Annotated in this window: 11 protein-coding genes and 6 pseudogenes; 7 read left to right on the top strand and 10 right to left on the bottom strand. The window is 60.0% G+C overall.

Annotated features, from left to right (window positions below; translation table 11 throughout):
- Positions 1-57 precede the first annotated feature (57 nt).
- The 3 genes from tnpC to BC1002_RS34695 are packed head-to-tail and all read right to left on the bottom strand — an operon-like array spanning position 58 to position 2474.
- Positions 58-1614 carry an IS66 family transposase gene (gene tnpC / locus BC1002_RS34705; protein ID WP_013094609.1) on the bottom strand — a complete coding sequence of 519 codons (1557 nt, stop codon included), beginning with the start codon at positions 1612-1614 and terminating at the stop codon, positions 58-60.
- Positions 1615-1644: 30 nt separating this feature from the next.
- Complete coding sequence (gene tnpB / locus BC1002_RS34700; RefSeq protein WP_013094608.1) at positions 1645-2001, bottom strand: IS66 family insertion sequence element accessory protein TnpB; 357 nt, start codon at positions 1999-2001, stop codon at positions 1645-1647.
- Entirely contained in the window at positions 1977-2474 is a 498-nt protein-coding gene (locus tag BC1002_RS34695; protein WP_013094607.1) for a transposase, read from the bottom strand. The genes tnpB and BC1002_RS34695 overlap by 25 nt, the downstream gene beginning before the upstream one ends.
- A gap of 236 nt (positions 2475-2710) precedes the next feature.
- Here BC1002_RS34695 and BC1002_RS34690 point away from each other — a divergent pair.
- The 3 genes and pseudogenes from BC1002_RS34690 (at position 2711) to BC1002_RS34685 (ending at position 5320) form a co-directional block, all read left to right on the top strand.
- Positions 2711-4082 (top strand): annotated as a pseudogene (locus BC1002_RS34690) (IS30 family transposase).
- Between the two features lie 79 nt (positions 4083-4161).
- Positions 4162-4512: an integrase core domain-containing protein gene (locus tag BC1002_RS39950; protein WP_083788795.1), complete on the top strand. Its 351-nt coding sequence runs from the start codon at positions 4162-4164 to the stop codon at positions 4510-4512.
- Between the two features lie 472 nt (positions 4513-4984).
- Complete coding sequence (locus BC1002_RS34685; RefSeq protein ID WP_157874883.1) at positions 4985-5320, top strand: DUF3892 domain-containing protein; 336 nt, start codon at positions 4985-4987, stop codon at positions 5318-5320.
- Between the two features lie 340 nt (positions 5321-5660).
- Here BC1002_RS34685 and BC1002_RS34680 read toward each other — a convergent pair whose 3' ends face one another.
- The 3 genes and pseudogenes from BC1002_RS34680 to BC1002_RS34670 form a co-directional block, all read right to left on the bottom strand.
- Positions 5661-5882, bottom strand: coding sequence for a hypothetical protein (locus BC1002_RS34680; RefSeq protein WP_238538101.1), 222 nt, complete (start codon positions 5880-5882; stop codon positions 5661-5663).
- A gap of 72 nt (positions 5883-5954) precedes the next feature.
- Positions 5955-6778 (bottom strand): annotated as a pseudogene (locus BC1002_RS34675) (universal stress protein).
- A gap of 193 nt (positions 6779-6971) precedes the next feature.
- Positions 6972-8085, bottom strand: a pseudogene (locus BC1002_RS34670) (IS5 family transposase); the annotation flags it as partial.
- A 50-nt stretch (positions 8086-8135) separates the two neighbouring features.
- On the opposite strand from BC1002_RS34670, the pseudogene BC1002_RS34665 reads away from it, so the two are divergent.
- The 3 genes and pseudogenes from BC1002_RS34665 to BC1002_RS37320 form a co-directional block, all read left to right on the top strand.
- Positions 8136-9185, top strand: a pseudogene (locus tag BC1002_RS34665) (IS3 family transposase); the annotation flags it as partial.
- A 324-nt stretch (positions 9186-9509) separates the two neighbouring features.
- Positions 9510-9704 (top strand): hypothetical protein, encoded by a 195-nt coding sequence (locus tag BC1002_RS37325; RefSeq protein WP_013094602.1) that lies wholly within the window; start codon positions 9510-9512, stop codon positions 9702-9704.
- Positions 9705-10796: 1092 nt separating this feature from the next.
- Entirely contained in the window at positions 10797-12245 is a 1449-nt protein-coding gene (locus tag BC1002_RS37320; protein ID WP_013094601.1) for an FAD/NAD(P)-binding protein, read from the top strand.
- Between the two features lie 753 nt (positions 12246-12998).
- Here the strand turns inward: BC1002_RS37320 and BC1002_RS38215 are convergent.
- From BC1002_RS38215 to BC1002_RS34655, 4 genes and pseudogenes are all read right to left on the bottom strand, one after another.
- Positions 12999-13232, bottom strand: coding sequence for a hypothetical protein (locus BC1002_RS38215; RefSeq protein ID WP_157874882.1), 234 nt, complete (start codon positions 13230-13232; stop codon positions 12999-13001).
- Between the two features lie 150 nt (positions 13233-13382).
- A pseudogene (locus BC1002_RS39945) lies at positions 13383-13537 on the bottom strand (IS110 family transposase); the annotation flags it as partial.
- Between the two features lie 368 nt (positions 13538-13905).
- A complete protein-coding gene (locus BC1002_RS34660; RefSeq protein WP_013094600.1) occupies positions 13906-14922 on the bottom strand; it encodes a 1-aminocyclopropane-1-carboxylate deaminase in 1017 nt (338 codons plus the stop codon).
- Between the two features lie 646 nt (positions 14923-15568).
- A complete protein-coding gene (locus BC1002_RS34655) occupies positions 15569-16471 on the bottom strand; it encodes a trypsin-like serine protease (RefSeq protein WP_013094599.1) in 903 nt (300 codons plus the stop codon).
- A 338-nt stretch (positions 16472-16809) separates the two neighbouring features.
- Between BC1002_RS34655 and BC1002_RS37315 the strand changes: the two are divergent.
- A pseudogene (locus tag BC1002_RS37315) lies at positions 16810-17123 on the top strand (transposase); the annotation flags it as partial.
- Positions 17124-17173 lie beyond the last annotated feature (50 nt).

Here is a 17173-nt window from a genome sequence, read left to right as displayed (position 1 = left end):
GGTGGAGCGCGTGATGTGTAGTAACGGTGCGGGTCAGCGTGAGTGGGCACGCATTTGCTAGGGAAGCAGCGCGTCGTAGTCGACGACGGTCTTCGCCAGAGGTATCTGCCGGAACAGCCAGGTGAGGTATCGGTATGGGTCGATGCGATTCGCCTTGCACGATTCGACGAGGGAGTACAGGTTGGCGCTCGCGTTTGCTCCGTCGACGCTGTCCGAGAACAGCCAGCCGCGGCGCCCGACGCAGAACGGGCGAATCGAGTTTTCGCAAGGATTGTTCGAGATAGCCCAGTTGCCATTCTCGATGTAGCGGACCAGCTTCGGCCACTGTTCGCGCAGGTACGTCAACGCTTTGCCCAGCAAGCTTTGTGGCACGACGCCAGGCGACTGCTCAAGCATCAGATTGTGGATGGCGTCGAGCACACGTGCACTGTACCGTCGTCGCAATCGCTGCCGCCTGTCGGCTTTCCATTTCCCGCTATGCGCCTCGGCAACGAACAACTTTCCGATCAGCTTGATGAAGCGCGTCGCGAGCAGATCGGGCGAGCGCGCTGCCTTGGGCACATTGTCCTCTGCCTTGACGAAGTAGCGCCGGGAATCAACCCAGCATCCGAGGTGAACCAGTTGGTAACGCTGGGCAATGCCATTGTAGGGCTCATATCCGTCGGTCATCAGGGCCGCACCTTCACCCACGCCGACGAACAGCTTGTCAGCCAGCTTCGCACCTCGTCCGGGCGTGTAGGTGAAGCAGCAGATCGGCGGTCCCGACCCGGTCATCTGCGACCAGAGATAGCTCTTTGTTTGTGGCTTGCGCCCCTTCTCCTTCAGGACCTGGAATGTCGTCTCGTCGCAGTAGATCAGGTCGGCATCAAGCAACGCATCGCGCATCAGATTGATCACGGGTTGCGTCGCGAGACCGACACGGACCATGCTCGCGGCGATCGTGTTCGACGAGATGTCGCCACCGAAGCGCCGCAGCAGGCCTGCCTGGCGATACAGGGACATTCCGAACTGGTACTTTCCGGTGGCAATCCACGCGAGTGCTGATTCGGTGAGGAGTCCGCGAGGGATGATGCGCGGCGGCGCTGGCGTGACCTTGATGCCGAGATCGCAGCACGGCCAGGCATACTTGACACGCTGGTGCTGGATGACGCACAGCTGCTCCGGAATCACGTCGAGCTGCTCGCTGGTTTCAACGCCGATCTCTACAAGCGCGTGACCGTCGTTGGCGCAGAAGCGATCGGCTTCGGGCAGTTCATGCCGCAAGACATCGCGCGGCAGGTTGGGATCGAGCGGCCTGCGGTGGCCACGCTGCTTGCGCGTGTGCGCGGCAACCTTCGTTTGTGGTGTGTCTTCCTGCGCGGGCGCGGAGTTCGCACCGAGCACTTCGGCTTCGTTGAACAAGCCGGGTTGATCAGTATCGCGCGCTTCGCTCTTCGCACCGAACAGCTCACGGCGGTAAGCTCGCAATCGCTCCTCGGCGAGATCGCGCTCTGCGGTCACGAGTCGCATCGTGCTTCGCAGTTCGTCACGTTCTTGCTGAAGCGCGGCGTGCTCCTCGCGCATCGCCAGGAGTGCCTTGAGTTCGTCGGCAGAGAGGGTGACGTTGATCGGCATGTTGCTTAGACCGGCACGTCAATATCGTGTTCAACTCACACGAGCATAATGTCGTTTCGGATGGCGCCGAAGCGCGGCAATGTCAGCACCCTTGAGTAGCCACTGCAACCGCTCGACGTCCAGCGTGACGACTCCGGTACTACTGTCGGGCCAGACGAAGCGGTCCTTTTCTTCTAGTCTCTTGAGCAATAGCCAGAACCCGTTGTGATCCCAGCCCAGGATCTTGATACGATCACATCGCCGGTTCGTGAACACGTAGAGCGACGAATCTATCGGGTTCAGTCCCATCGCCTGCTCCACAAGAATCGACAGGCTGGTCATTCCGAATCGGAAATCGACCGGATCGCGGTGCAGATAGACGTTCAGCCCTTCGTCAAACCGGAACACGGGAGCCTCCCGAGCACCTGGATGATCGTCGTGATTTCTTCGACGCCAGCTTCGCCAAAGTCGAGTTCGACACCGTTGGGTAACCGGACGTGTAGCGCGAGCGTCATCGATGGAAACTGGGCGGACGGCGTCGACGCAGACACTGGAGCAGAGATGACGGGAACAAACGCCGGCAAGGTAGTCGCGTTGCTGGGGCCTGTGACCGTCGGAGCCGGAATGTCGATCGAGACGCCATCGATTACCAATGGATCTGGCTCCCGGAATTCGTGCAGGATCTGCGGCTGATAGCGTGCGATCCACCGGCGTAACTGGTTCCGGTTGACGTCGTGATCCATCGCGGCACGCGCGATCGACACGTGCGGCCTCAGGCACAGTGCGACCAGTTCCCGTACAGCATCCTCATTGAATTCGCGCCGGCCGTCCCGTTTATGGCCAACGACCAGCCTGCTACGAAGATCTCGATTCTCGTTCATTGCGGTCTGAGTGCATGTGTCCACGCGGACACTTAGGTTCAGACCATCAGCCAATCATTGGAAGGACGTTGTTCCTCGACCGCATACATCGAACCACCTGTACACGGAACTGATGCTGCGTGCGCTGGACATGGCGTTGCAGCAGCGGCACCACGAGGGCGTCATCCTACATTCCGATCAGGGCTGTCAAGGCGGATTCAACCGGTCGTTGCAACATCTCCTAAAGGAGGTGTCAAATGGGACGACCACAGGGCTGGGGTTCGGAAAAGACGGGAAGACCAATAATGCGATCGCCTGGCAGGCCTGGTGTCAATCAACTCGAGACAAAGCGAGCGTTCTGGAACTGTATCCGGCAGGGCATGAGACCGAGGCTGCAGCGCTGGAATGTGGCGTGTCGCAACCTCTGGGACCAAGGTGGTTTCGTGAGGCGGGAGGAATGCCGCCAATCGAACTGACGCCGGGCGGTGGGCCCTATCTGTCTTTTTCTGAACGCGAAGAAATTCGCGTTGCTGCGGGCACAGGGTTGCGGGGTTCGTGAGATCGCGCGGAGACTGCAGCGCTCACCTTCGACCATCTCACGCGAGTTGCGCCGTAACGCTGCAACCCGTGGTGGTACTTTGATACACAGGGCGACGGTTGCTCAGTGGAAAGCAGAGCGTGCAGCGGAACGTCCCAAAGCGTCCAGGCTGGCAGAGAACGAGAGATTAAAGAAGTATGTGCAAAGTCGATTGGCCGGAGCAGTCACCGACTCTGGAGGCAGGCCGATTGCCGGACCTGACGTACCGTGGAAAGGACGACGACAAGGCCGCCGCGCGGACCGGCGTTGGGGGCACCTGCTGGAGTCCCGAACAGATCAGTCGACGATTGCAGGTTGACTATCCCGACGACAAATCCATGAGAATCTCTCACGAAGCCATCTATCAGGCGCTTTACATCCAGGGCCGTGGCGCTCTGCGACGAGAGCTTACTGCGTGTCTGCGTACGGGCCGTGCACTTCGTGTGCCTCGAGCCAGGACGCAAAAGCGTGGAAAGCATTTCATCACTCCGGAGGTCATGATCAGTGAACGACCGGTTGAGACTGTTGACCGCGCTGTTCCGGGCCACTGGGAAGGTGACCTGATCATTGACCTTAACCGATCTGCGGTAGGCACGCTGGTCGAGCGTACCACCCGCTTTAGAATGTTGCTCCATCTCCCACCTATGGAGGGCCATGGCGACGGCGTGCGAGTCAAGAATGCGCCACCGCTGGCGGGGCATGGAGCGGAGACGGTCCGTAATGCCATAGCTGCCAAGATCGTGCTATTGCCAGAGCGGTTGAGACGATCACTCACGTGGGACCAAGGCGCAGAGATGGCCCAGCATGTGCAGCTTCGAATCGATACGGGTCTGGAGATCTATTTCTGCGATCCTCAAAGCCCATGGCAACGTGGGACCAATGAGAATACAAACGGTCTGTTACGTCAATACTTTCCGAAAGGCACTGACATCAGTCGGTACACGGAGCGTGAACTCGATGCCGTCGCAGACGCAGTGAATTGCAGACCGCGTAAAAGCCTTGGATGGAAAGCACCGGCAGAAGCACTGAGAGATCTACTACTCGCGTCATAAACATCAGGTGTTGCAACGATCCCTTGAACCTAAGCAATACACATCCATCGCCTTTGGGCGGCGCTGTCGCGAGGCGGGCGTGCAGCCGTCGATGGGCACAGCGGGAGATGCGTATGACAACGCGATGTGCGAGTCGTTCTTCGGCACACTCGCAGCCGAACTGCTCTGTCGCGAACACTTCACCACTCACGAACAGGCCAGGCGACGTATCTTCTGCTTCCTCGAAGGTTGGTACAACGTACGACGCCTGCATGGCAGCATCGGCTACTGCTCACCTCTCGAATCCGAAAACATGCATGCGCAAAAACAAAGACCGTCGCCGCGCGGGTTGTCCGCCGGCGGGCAGCGTCGTGGTCGTGAGAAGCGACCCGCCGCCCGCCCGTGGACAACCCGCGATTCAACGTCATCAAAAGGATCCATCGCATACTGAATCCAACTGCAAATCTATCCGTGAAAACGGGTCAACTTCATCCTACACGTTCGTAGGAAACGTGGTCGCTCGTTACTCCCATGCAGTGCGACCGGGTGGTCATACTGCATCAAAGGGTGCATCACTTTGACCATCCCCTTTGCAATGCGGCATCAACCGAATAGGCCGCCGCGTCGCGAGCATCCGATCCGATAGTGCGCGCGGTCGACGACGGCGCTGTTCGAAATAATCTTTCATCAGCCCTGCAAGGGAGGCGCGTTTCACGACCACCGGTGAAAATGCCCCGAATCGTTGAGACCACCGATTCGGTGGTTCGGGAGAAATCAGTTGGCGAGCCTCGCGGGTTAAGTCGGCTTTCAAATCTGATTTCTCGGAGGGAATTGAAATAACTTGTGTTTTAGTAAATCCCGATCCGTTTGATCTGCGCCAATACATATCGCATAAATCGCGGGTAAACGTGCAATTCCTTAATATGATGGATCGTGCAATATCAAACTCAATCATAAAGAGGAGGAAGGTTATGGCGCAGCGTATTCAGGTTCTCTGCATCAGGAAGACAAAAAAGCAGAGTAGGCACGAGGCCATTTCGCATATCGGCGGAAAGAATCCCGACGGGAGCCGGTGGAAGATCAGCGAGAAAGACGCTATTAACGGGATTGAGACGGGCAGGTGGAGCTTCTATGTTGTCGGAGGTGGCCAGACTGCTGATGTGCTCGTCTGGCAAACCCCGCAAGGCCAAAAATTCCTCAGGACGGGGCACGACGTGACCACTGCGGACAACCTTCTCAGCCTGCCCCAGTGCCGGTAAATGCTTATCGTTGAGCATGGCGAATTCGACGGGCCGGCGACCGCCTTGAGGCGCCTTGGTCAACTCGCGATTCAAACGCGAGTGGATCAAGCGGGGAAATCTCACTTATTGTCGAGCTCCCCATTCGAGGGCCCTGGTTTCGTTCAACAGGGCGAATTCCGTCGACGAAGACGGAGCGGGAGGAAAATCGTTGCCCTAGGGGTGTCCGCGGTGGTTTCACGCCTCGCAGCGATCGATCATGTCCGGCTGCCGAAAGGGCGAGCCAGTCGTTTGGCTTGGTCAGATTTAAAATCCGGGCAAGGCGCGCTGCAGACCGGGCTGGAAAGTTGCGAATTGAAAATTACTCGCCTTCCAGCGGATCGCGTTCACCGAGTGCCTCGTCAATTAGCCGCCTGACTCGTCGCATGGCTTCGCCGACGGCCGCAGTTGCGGGGTGCACCGAGTGGTAATGCTCCGGTTTTGCGAGCGGCGCGCCGGTGCGCACGTCGTCCCGGTGAGAAAAGATGCGCTCGACAAGCAGCGTGACATTGGAGCCGCCGCGTACGTCGTCGCGCGCTGTCACTGTGATGCTGAAGCCTCGGTGCGTCTGTCTATCGAACATGTCATGTCCCGGCGGTACAAGCGATAGTCAAGTCTAGCTCAGTGGGTATCTGGTTCTTCGCGCGACCCGGGCTCCCAAAGTGTGTGCCCAGGTCTCGGCCGCACTGAGTCGGGCAGCATCCGTCAGTACGACTTCGTGCAGGCGGGAGTGCGCGAACGCGCCATCACGATCAGGTTGCAGCCGAGCTCCGACGCCTGCGACAGCAAAGCATCGCCGACCGGCGTGTCGTTTTCGATGGTCGGCGCGATGTCCGCGCCGGGAATCCGGTCGCGCGGCGGTTGATCGCTGGGCGAAGGGACCGTCAGCGGCGACACCTTCGCGGCATGCGCGAGGAACGGCAGCGCGTCGTGGATCGCGCCGGTGGCTTCACGGCTGCCGTCCCACGCGATCAGCACGTGCCGGCCCGGCGGCGCGACGCGCCCGCTCGACGGCACCACCAATACCGGCCGTCCCGCCTACAGCACGACGTGCTCGACGAACTGTTCGGCGACGAACGCCTCGGGGTCGACCGGATCAGTCTGTCCGAGCACGATCAGATCGGCGAGACGGGCGTACGGCGGCACAACGTCGTTCGCATAGCCGTCTGCGGTGATCCACTGACCTTCGACCCTTGCACGCGCGAGTTCGGCATGACAGAGCCGCTCGAGGGAGCCGGCCTTTTCGTGGCGCTGGCGCTCGTGCTCCGCGTAGTACTCGGCAGTGCCGGCCATGACGACGAACACGTGGCGCGGTGGCACATAGGTCGGAAACAGACCGGTCAGCCGCGCGTGAAACCGGGCAAGCTGCAATGCGATCTCGAGGCGCGGATGCGCGCGAACGCTCGTTTCGAGGTGAACGAGAATGCTTTTGTAGCTCATCGTCAAGGCTCCCTGACAGACCGTGTGGAAACGGGCGCAACCCGTAGTGACATTTAGTCTATGGTCCAGCCTGGCACGACTGTTGACGCAGACGAAGCATCGCGGATGCTGCACGCCAGTTGACGTGGATCAATCGCTGCCGGCCGAGCTCAATTAGTCGGCCCTGAATAATTCGTTTAGCGCGGCGCGGCCATCATGCCGTGAAGACGACAGTGGGCGAGCGGTTGCGCAAAGCGATCAGAATGAGGGCGTAAAAAAGCCGCAGCTTTCTGAGGATCATGCGCAGGTTGTGGCCGGCGCCGCACAGCACCGCGTGCATCGCATCGCCGAGTGCGCCTTTGAGCCAGTTCCGATCGAGTTTGCCATCGGGCCTTCATGTGACCGATGGCCGGCTCGATCGCGCTTCGCCATCGGATCATCGCGCGCAGGCCCCGCGTGATGCCGCGTCGCAATCCCGGGTGATAGATCTTCACGCCTTCGACGGCGACACCCTTGTAGCCTCGATCAACAACGGCCACTTCCGGCTGCACGTCGCTTAGGATTGCCGCCTGCTCCAGTGCCTCGGCCAGCGTATGGCCGTCATACGGATTGCCCGGCATTGAGCGCGCTCCGATCACGAGCCCTTCCTTGTGGGTCGTCGTGATCGACACCTTGACACCGAATTCGTACGGCGTGCGCGCTTTGCCCTTGGCCAGGCACTCAACTTCCGGCGCATGCAAGGCGTACAGCTTGTTCTTGTCCTTCTGCTTTTGCGACAGGATCCGCCTGGTGCGACCGACCAACTCTGTTAGCGCGCCGCGTCCGGCGTCGCTAACTGAATCGAGTTGACGCTCCACATCACGCATCACCCGCCCAACGCGCGAGCGCAACGTGCGCAGCGCCTTCTTTATGCGCTTGTACTGCTTCGCATGCGCGTAGCGGCCAATCTGACGCGCCAGGTGGGGCGCCTCGCGATTGTAGTTCTGCCGCAGCTTCAATCCATGCGGTGCCGCAGCCTTCACCAGATGTTCGCGACACCGCTCGAGCAGGCGAGAATCGGTTGGATGCGCGATCGCCTTTTGCATGACCGTCGTGTCGACAATTACACGCTTCGCGCTTGCGGCCTTGATCACGCCCGCGCGCTTTGCCGCTTCGATCGTCTCGGCCAGCAACTCCTCAACTCCGGCTTCACCCAGGCGCTTGCGCCAGCGCGTCAGGCTCGACGGATCGATCGGCGGCTCGGTCTGTAAAAATGTTTCGCCGGTGAAGACCTGCCAATACGGGTTCTCCACCCATCGCCAGATCACTTCCTCATCCGACAGATTGAAATTGACCCGGCAAAACGGACACCTATTCTTTGGAGAAGGAGGTGCCGAAAATGGGCAGACATCGTACGCCATACCCGGCAGAGTTCCGGGCGCACATGGTCGAGCTGGTGAGGGCCGGGCGCAGACCGGAAGACCTGGAAAAAGAGTTCGAGCCGACTGCGCAGACCATCTACAACTGGGTCGCGCAGGCCGATCGCGACGCTGGTGTGCGTCATGACGGGCTTACCACGGCCGAACGGCAGGAGCTGACGAAGCTGCGTCGTGAGAACCGGCAGCTCAAGATGGAGCGCGATATTCTCTCGCAGGCGGCGGCCTGGTTCGCGCGCGAGACGGGCGCCGTTCGCGAAGCGTCGCACCACACATGCAGTGATGCGCAATTGCTCGCACGTATCCGTACCCTGCATGCAAGCTCACGCGGCACATATGGTGCGCCCCGTATTCACGCGCAACTCGCGCGTGAAGGCGTACACGTTGGACGCAAGCGGGTGGCGCGCCTGATGCGTATGGCAGGGCTATGTGGCGCAAGCCGGCGACGCTGGCCCCATACCACGCGCCCACGTGCGGGGGCACGGCGGGCGCCTGATCTGGTACGCCGGCACTTTAGCGCCGACGCAGCGAACGTGCTGCGGGTGGCTGACGCGACCTACGTACCCACGGGTGAGGGCTTTCTGTACCTGGCAGTGGTGCTCGATGTGTTCAGCAGGCGCGTGGTCGGCTGGGCGATATCGAACCACCTGTACACGGAACTGATGCTGCGTGCGCTGGACATGGCGTTGCAGCAGCGGCACCACGAGGGCGTCATCCTACATTCCGATCAGGGCTGTCAATACACATCCATCGCCTTTGGGCGGCGCTGTCGCGAGGCGGGCGTGCAGCCGTCGATGGGCACAGCGGGAGATGCGTATGACAACGCGATGTGCGAGTCGTTCTTCGGCACACTCGCAGCCGAACTGCTCTGTCGCGAACACTTCACCACTCACGAACAGGCCAGGCGACGTATCTTCTGCTTCCTCGAAGGTTGGTACAACGTACGACGCCTGCATGGCAGCATCGGCTACTGCTCACCTCTCGAATTCGAAAACATGCATGCGCAAAAACAAAGACCGTCGCCGCGCGGGTTGTCCGCCGGCGGGCAGCGTCGTGGTCGTGAGAAGCGACCCGCCGCCCGCCCGTGGACAACCCGCGATTCAACGTCATCAGGAGGATCCATCGCATACTGAATCCAACTGCAAATCTATCCGTGAAAACGGGTCAACTTCAGTCAACCAAAAAAAGGCCCTGCCTCACCAGGCGGGCTTAATCCAGTTCTTGGGGAAGCTGGAGGAGACGAGCTAAGTATAAAAGCCTAATCTCTATTCATGCAGCGTCCGTGAGGCCACCCCTTGGACTGGATATTGCATGCTAGTTTTCTGGAGGGAAAGATCATGATTAGACTATTCGGCGTATTGGCTCTAGGGGCTGGTCTCGCCGGCTGCGTCGTCGCTCCGCCGTACGGTTACGGTGATCCCGCGTACGGATATGGCCCCGGCTATTACCCGCCGAGCACTAGTATTGGAATCGGCGTCGGCGGCGGCAGCTTTGGTGGTGGTGTGGGCGTCGGTGTCGGCCTCGGCTTCTGAACTCGCCGACAGCCTTGGCCGTGATCGCCTGTGACCGGTTCCGGTCGCAGCCCCGACAGTTGCGGCGCAGTCCAGCGGCGCCCCGACAGCAGCATCACGACAAGCGTCTTACGGGATCACGCCCGCCGAGGCTTCCTACACCCCACGGCGCAATGACCCGGTGACGCGATCAGCGGGCATCGATCGCCAAGCCGCGCCCACCCCGGAACCGACTCGATCCGCCAATGTGGATTACCCCGTAGCCATCGTTTCGCCGCGACGCCCGCGGTCGCATTAGCGAGGCTGCGGCGCGCGCGACGATCTTCCCGCACGTCGGTGGGTCACGCTCCCCTACCCGGCCACGGTGCCGGTGATCAAGCCCACGCCGGTGTCTGAGACTGTCGCAGCTGGTTATCAACTGTTCATCGACCGCGTCAACGCCCGTCGCGGCTTCTGGAGCGAAGCCGGGAAACCGGCCAGTGCGGCCGGCCGATACCGTCACGCGCTGTCAGTTGCGGACCGGACGTGGCGCCACCACGGGTTGGACTAGACGGCGCTCGCAATCGGACGGAATCTGTTCATCCACGGGCAGCGCCGGGCGGTAGTAACAAAATTGGTTGAAAAGTAGTAACAGAATTAGTTGTGTGAGCGACCGCGGGACGTCGGCAAATCGTGTCCAGAAACGAAGGGTCGGATAGCCCCAACTATCCGAGCCTCAATTTGCGGAGTATTGTTGACGTCCCGTTAGCCGGCCCCACTGTCTGAGGGTTCGTGGACAGCGCTGCGATGGCATTGAGGTGTGGCGCGGTCTATGCGAAATAGGTGCGCTACTGGGTTTGAACGGCACCCTCCAGACGGCACACCCATCCGTCCCGAACCCATTCATTTGCGATGCGAATCAGTGTTATCCAAACAATCGATTTTGTAGCTTGAGTCGAAATGCCGCATAGTCGCTTCCTGCGACGCGCGGCACAGCTTCCGTCTATCCGCGCCAGAAAGAGAGCTTTCCTGACGTGCCCCGATGCAAGCGACTCCATCGGAGCGGGTATCCATCTGAACGTCAAAATTAATTTTCTGCGTGAGCGGATACGAACAACCATCGGAGCCGTGGCAATGACTGTATCGATCGTGATAGTGGGTGCCGGCTTTTGCGGGACGATGACGGCCACATGGCTACTATCGGATCAAACCGTAAAGCCCCTGTCGATCGCACTGGTCGATGACAGCTATAGCGTTTCGCGCGGTATTGCTTATCGGTCAGACGAAGAGGGCTGGCTCCTGAACGCCCCAGCACGGGCCCTCAGTGTTGAGCGGGACAACGGCAACGGCTTTGTCGATTATTGCCGACTGCGGGGACGTCCGGCCGAACCCGATGATTTCCTGCCACGTGCGTGGTACGGTGATTATCTTGCACATCTGCTAAAACAAGCCGTCGAAAACCCCGGGAAGCATCAGTTTTGTCAACATGACGGATACGCCGTCGCGCTGAAGCCCGTCGAGGGTGGCCAAACGGAGGTTCATTTGCACACGGGTGTGGTAATTTCTGCCGATCACGTCGTTCTTGCGACCGGGCACAGCGATGGCCGCCGCTCCATCACTGTAGCAGCGACCGGTGGCGCTTCACTCGATCAACGTTTCCTCGCGAATCCCTGGGACGCGGTTAAACTGCGGACCGTGCCGGATGACAGCCATTTCTTCATGTGCGGGTCAGGTCTGACGGCACTCGACGTTGTTTGCGCGCTGCACCGGCGCAGCGAAAAGTTGCGCTTCACGCTTATGTCCCGCCGTGGTTTGTTGCCCCAACACCACTGCCAGTCACCGCCGAGACTTCAGCCAGAAGCGCGGCGGTCGCTTCTCGATCAACTGACTGCCGGCCCCAGGCATTGCACCACCGTCGTACGCAAAGTCATTGCTGAACATTGCGCGAGAGGCGGTGACTGGCGCGAGGTGATCGATAGCCTGCGTCCAGCGGTACCGCAGATCTGGTCAAACTGGTCTGAGGCCGACCGGCGCGCTTTCGTGCGCCATATTGCGCCTTACTGGGACACACATCGTCACCGACAGCCAGCTTCCACGGCAGCGCTTGTCGCGTCACTCAGGATGAGTGGGCGTCTCTCGCTTATCGGGGGGCGAATCGAGACAATCAGCGCACATGGCGACGGGCTGCTGCTGGCTATTCGCCCGCGCGCAGCAACGGGCTCGCGCGTTGTGCACGCATCGTATTTCGTGAATTGCACCGGTGTCGGGATGGCTCCCGCGCATCGAGCTACGGCGTCAGATACAGAACCGCATGGAGATTGCATACACCGGCCTATAGCACATGCGTGTGATTCTCTTTTTGATCAGTTACGGCGCGACGGGATTGCGAAATTTGACTGGGCGGGGTTGTGTGTTGATGAGTCTTACCGCGTGGTTCGAGTCAATAGCTGTACGAATCCATCGCTGTTTTATATTGGCCCGGCGCTTAGAAGACGCTTTTGGGAGGCGACGGCGGTGCCGGAATTGCTATTGCATATCGAGCGGATGACGGAGATCATAACGCGGCAGGTTTCTGCATATTAAACGAGAGCGCATTGCCTGACAGGGGCGTGGATCCAAGCGGGTTCCGTCGCAGTAAGATCGAGAGGTCGGTCAAGACCGATTTGGCATGGATTCCTTGTCCAGCTAGCGAATAGAACTGATGTGCGGGAGGTTGCTAAACGCCGCCATCGTTCAATTTCCCCTTGACGATCATGTGCATGACTTCGATGCCACCTAGAGTCTATGTGGGAGGGCAGTGGCAGTAAGCCCGACTTATGCCGGTGGTTCTGTTCCAGACAGCGCGTATTTGTGTCTGCCGAAAGCGTCGAGCGTGGCCGTTGGCGCGAGCGCTGAGTCTAACCATGGATTTCTCCTCTTATTTGCGTGGCGTGAGACGCGCAGGTGTCGTACCATCCAAAAAGGCTTGCCCAACAACGAGATCACTCTTCAACGCGTTGTTTCATTCCCGACATTGTCGAACATCTGATAAGGTCCCACGCGCGCGCGGTCGTTACCATATAACGGCCCTTCCAATCCGCTGACGTGAGATAGGACCAACGTGAACAACTTTGATGTCCATGCCGCGGTCCATAGTGGAGACGAGGCCCGCGCCCTTTGCGGTGTCAAGGGTCGTCGCCGTCGAATTGAATGTAGTTGGTGACGTTCATGCTTTTCACTCTTTAGTGGTAGCGATGTTCGTCCCAAAGGCATGGCGGAAAGCGGCGCGCACCGTAGGCTGAGCGTGGACGGAAAAGGTGACTACGAATTCCGACGTGAAGGCGAGCGCCATTCCCATCAAACGCCGAGCAGCCCGACAACGAAAAGGCCCACCGTGTCGGCGCCAAGTCGTCCCGTGAGGATGACGTCGAGGTCGGCGTCTGAAAGAAAGAGAACCAAGGCCGCGATCGCTACTACACCTTCTCGATCAGTAAACCGGCCACTGTCACTTTTCTGAATTGGTCGAGTAAGATCGCCTGATGAAGGATGGAAAATCGCTTTATCACGGTTACCGTCTTCCACTGCGGTCATCAGCTGCGCGGTGTGCTGATACTACCTGTTTCAGGTGAGGCTGCACGACATCGAGGAACTGCTGTTCGAAGCTGAGGTTATCGTCAGCCACGAAACGGTCTGTACGCCGGTGCGATAAATTCGGTGCGTGTTTCGTGCACCGTGCAAGCGGCGCGTCGTGAGCCCCAGCCTCTCGAACTCGCATGCCCAGTGATGCGCCCCGGATCAGCTGTCCATCCGATATGACAAGGAGGTAAAGATGCGACACCTTCAAGCAACCGAGTGCGGCGAATTTCCGGGCGTACGAATTCGGGCATGCCGGGCGCCCGGCGCCGGCAGTGCACAGACATTCGTGACCGGATCAAAATCCTAGGTTTACGATTGCCATGGACTGCCCCTTCCAGGGAGTTAATAGAGTGCGAGAACCACATCGTGGCGCCTTGATGCCATCTCCCGCAGCAGGCACTTGATTCCGAACGAAGCCCCTTTCATTCGGACTTGGCCTCTATGGGCATGCCGCGAAATGCCTTGAGTCCCCGCACGTGAGAAGCCAGCAGCGTTTCGATACCAATGTCGACGACGACTCCGCGCAGCTGAAGCGGCTGTAACCCGACGTCGCAACGAACGCGGCAAGCATATCTGATTGAAGTCGGGCCTGAACCCGGACCGCCGACGCCTAAGGCCCTTAAACCCATCAACCGTCGCGGAAGATGAAGCTGTACGCGCTCAACGCCGGCACGCCGCCCAGGTGCGCATACAGCACGCGCGAGCCGGCCGGAAATTCGCCGTTACGGACCTTGTCGATCATGCCGTGCATCGACTTTCCCTCGTACACCGGATCGGTCAGCATGCCTTCGAGCCGCGCGCACAATCGGATCGCATCGAGCGTGCCGTCGTTGGGCAGACCGTATTCCGGGCCGCCGTAGCGCTCGTCGAGCACGATGTCCTTCGCGGTGATGTCGCGGCCCAGTTCGACGCTTTCGGCGGTCCGCTTCGCGATGCGGGTGATCTGCTCGCGTGTCTGCGCCGGTTTCGCCGAGGCGTCGATGCCGATCACCCGATCGGCGCGGCCGTCGGCGGCGAAACCGACCACCATGCCCGCTTGGGTGCTGCCCGTCACCGAGCACACGACGATGTAGTCAAATCTGAAGCCCAGTTCGGCTTCCTGCTGGCGCACCTCTTCGGCGAAGCCGACGAAGCCGAGCCCGCCCAGCGGATGATCCGAGCAGCCCGCCGGAATCGCGTACGGCTTGCCGCCGGCGGCGCGCACGCTGTCGAGTGCGTCTTCCCAGCTCTTGCGAAAACCGATGTCGAAGCCGTCCGGTACGAGCCGCACGTCGGCGCCCATTATGCGCGACATGAGGATGTTGCCGACACGGTCGTACACCGCGTCCGGGTAGTTGACCCAGTTCTCCTGCACGAGCACGCACTTCAGGCCAAGATGCGCGGCAACCGCCGCGACCTGGCGCGTCTGATTCGACTGGATTCCGCCGATCGACACGAGTGTGTCGCAGCCCTGCGCGAGCGCGTCGGGGATCAGATATTCGAGCTTGCGGGTCTTGTTGCCGCCGAACGCGAGGCCGCTATTGCAGTCCTCGCGCTTGGCATAAAGCATGACCTTGCCGCCGAGATGCACGCTCAGACGGTTGAGCGGCTGGATCGGCGTGGGCCCGAAGGTGAGCGAGTAGCGGGGGAATCGTTGCAGGTTCATCGCGGCTCCGTGGTGAGTGATTTCCGAGAGTTCATGGTAAGAGGCCAGTTCAAAGATGTGACTCCTCTCCTTTGAATATGTTCCAGTAGATGAGCGAGCAAGCAAAAACTGACGAATGCTTGCTTCATAATATAGCCGCGACGGTCGATGCCGATACGACGACGTCGGACGTTGCAGAGCCACGCGTGAGTCCGTGCTGCCAACCAGCGGAATTTGCTGAGACCGTTACCATCGCCGGTTCTTCGCTGTGCAATCACTGGCTTTATGCCACGATCATGCAAGTGTTGGCGATTTGTCGGCGCGGTAGTCGCGATCGCCGCAAATGACCGCGGGCCTGCGAAATGTTCTGCCGCGCGCGATGCGTCGGATTTGGCTCGGATTTTCGCCTGCCGTCGTCCGCAGTCCCTGCATTTTCGCCATCATATGTGTTGTACGTTTCGAGTCCAAGGAAGCGGGCACCAGAAATAGTTCTAGTCGCCGCGCAGCGGCTTACCTTGTTCTGTAAGGGACTGCTGGGTTTTTCAGGGGCGACTCAACCACATAGCAAAGCTACTCCCACTACCCACACGGAATGCTGACGACACAGGCCTGCGTCATGAACGCCGACTAGCTCGCCTTCATCCGGTGGCGGGTCGCGACGGGCACCTCACTCGTCGTCGGTCGGCGCCAGTTCCCAAGCGGCGTTTTCACCGTTGCGGGATAGCGGATTATCTTCGCCGACATCGGTGGGTAGGTCGGCCGGGGCGAGGCTGTAGCTATAAAGCTCGTACAGCACCTGTTGCATTGGCGTGTAGTAGACGATGGAGCGGCCGACAGGCTCGCCGGAGGAGATGATCCCGATCAGTTGCCGTTCGTAGGTGACGACCGGTCCTCCGGAGTCGCCGTTCTCAATGCTGTCGAGCTCGGACGATTGCGCGCCATTGATGTGCTCGTAACTTCCTCTATAAACTCCCGCCTCGACAGACATGCCTCGCCACACGCAGCGGACGCCGGTGCGCCAACCGCTTGTGCAGAACTGTTCATGCGGAGCGTCCGACCACCCGGTAACAGCCAGGCGCGCTTCCTGCCCGGCGCGCGGCATGAAGACCTGGTTATTCGCAAGGGGCGTATAAGTCTGGATCGGACTGCAGAAGGCTGCGCTGTGGTGAGAGGCGCAGTGCAAGGACATCGGATTCGGCTTGGGCGATACCCGCACAAGCTCGATGTCCGAGGCAGCCGACTGCCACACGACGTTGCCGATGGCAACGGTACCCACCTGGATGGTCGCGTACATCGGCGCGCAGTGCTTAGCAAGCACGAGCCATCGTGTGGCACGTTGGTAAGGCGTCAGTCTGTGGAGGAAGCTCTTGGGCACCAATACCGCCCCTACGCTGCATGATCCAGAGGGAACGCTGACCTTCGAGCCAGAGATGACCGGCAGGGCGGCGCGGTCGGGATTGCGAGGCTGGGCGACGCCCGGGTTTTGCGCCGTGGCGACCGAGGATGCGAGGGTGGTGGCGATGGCCATTGCGAGGGATGGCACACCCTTTTGCAGTGGTAAGGTTTTCATCAGGGATCGAGTCCTCTCGGGGATGTCGGGATCGGGGAAAGTGGTGGTTCAGGCCTCCGGCTCGCCTTCGTCGGCACCATGTCGGCCGGGGCGGCGTCCGGGCCCATCTCGCGGGCTTGGGTCCAGCAGGTTCGTCTGCATGTCTCGCTCCTCAGGGACATGGATTTTTGCCACTTTTATCGGCGTTGTTGCATTTAGTCGCCGCGCAGCGGCTTACCTTGACGACGAAGGTAGGCACAGCGCTCCAGCACCCCCGTTCGGGGAAACGTACCTTTGGTGCAAAAAATGGCGGTTGGGTCCGAAACGACTCAAAAAATCAAAGGTCCTGAGGTCCGGCGCTGTTATGCGTCTACGCGCTGCACGACGAACTGAAACGGCTGTGCTTCTGCCGCAAACCCGCCTCGGCACAAAAGGTCTACGAGCAGTGGTTCAACCAAGCCCGGCAAAGCGGGATTGCCGCTCTGACATTGTTCGCCCAGCGTCTGCAAGGCTATTGGCATGGCTTGGCGGCCGTTGCCGGCGTCCGCTCAACACCAGCGTCGTCGAGGACATCAACAACACCATCAAGGTCATTAAACGTCGCGCTAACGGGTACGGCGACGAGAAATATTTATTCCTCAAAATACGCGCTGCGTTCCCCGGCAATCCTCGAGGAGCCAGAAACTTGCCAGTAAGTCCCTGCAATTCCTACACCCCGATTTC

The organism is Paraburkholderia atlantica (genome assembly GCF_000092885.1).
GTDB lineage: Bacteria > Pseudomonadota > Gammaproteobacteria > Burkholderiales > Burkholderiaceae > Paraburkholderia > Paraburkholderia atlantica.
Note: the sequence above shows the minus strand (reverse complement) of the source record. Positions and strands in the feature narration are given on the sequence as shown.

Bases quoted from the DNA above. Each gene is read 5' to 3' on its own strand.
- tnpC (WP_013094609.1), bottom strand. From the start codon at position 1,614: ATGCCGATCAACGTCACCCTCTCTGCCGACGAACTCAAGGCACTCCTG.
- BC1002_RS34695 (WP_013094607.1), bottom strand. From the start codon at position 2,474: ATGAACGAGAATCGAGATCTTCGTAGCAGGCTGGTCGTTGGCCATAAA.
- BC1002_RS34685 (WP_157874883.1), top strand. From the start codon at position 4,985: ATGATGGATCGTGCAATATCAAACTCAATCATAAAGAGGAGGAAGGTT.
- BC1002_RS37325 (WP_013094602.1), top strand. From the start codon at position 9,510: ATGATTAGACTATTCGGCGTATTGGCTCTAGGGGCTGGTCTCGCCGGC.
- BC1002_RS37320 (WP_013094601.1), top strand. From the start codon at position 10,797: ATGACTGTATCGATCGTGATAGTGGGTGCCGGCTTTTGCGGGACGATG.
- BC1002_RS38215 (WP_157874882.1), bottom strand. From the start codon at position 13,232: ATGACCGCAGTGGAAGACGGTAACCGTGATAAAGCGATTTTCCATCCT.
- BC1002_RS34660 (WP_013094600.1), bottom strand. From the start codon at position 14,922: ATGAACCTGCAACGATTCCCCCGCTACTCGCTCACCTTCGGGCCCACG.
- BC1002_RS34655 (WP_013094599.1), bottom strand. From the start codon at position 16,471: ATGAAAACCTTACCACTGCAAAAGGGTGTGCCATCCCTCGCAATGGCC.